Annotated in this window: 1 protein-coding gene; it reads left to right on the top strand. The window is 31.4% G+C overall.

The window, feature by feature from the left end; all coding sequences use genetic code 11:
* A partial coding sequence (locus NY022_RS09620) for a phosphoenolpyruvate carboxykinase (ATP) (RefSeq protein ID WP_267525665.1) occupies nucleotides 1-443 on the top strand: 443 nt, incomplete at both ends.

The raw sequence follows: 443 nt of genomic DNA, 5'->3' as shown, positions 1-443 counted from the left end.
ATATAATGCTTGTAAATGTGTGAATGAAGACTATAAAACAGATGGGTTAAATTCAGAAGTTTTTGTCATTTTTAATATAGAAAAAAATATGGCAGTTATTGGTGGCACTTGGTATGGTGGAGAGATGAAAAAAGGTATTTTTTCTATGATGAATTATTGGTTACCTTTGGAAAATAAACTTCCTATGCATTGTAGTGCTAATGTCGGAGAAAAAGGTGATGTAGCTTTATTTTTTGGGCTTAGTGGTACAGGAAAAACAACTCTTTCAACTGATCCAAAAAGAAAATTAATCGGAGATGATGAACATGGATGGGATGATGAGGGAGTGTTTAATTTTGAAGGAGGTTGTTATGCAAAATGTATCAATCTTGATCCAAATAATGAGCCAGAAATTTATGGTGCTATAAAACAAAATGCACTTTTAGAAAATGTAGTTTTAAAAG

It is taken from the genome of Campylobacter sp. MG1 (assembly GCF_026616895.1).
GTDB lineage: Bacteria > Campylobacterota > Campylobacteria > Campylobacterales > Campylobacteraceae > Campylobacter_E.
This window is presented reverse-complemented; position numbering and strand designations above follow the sequence as displayed.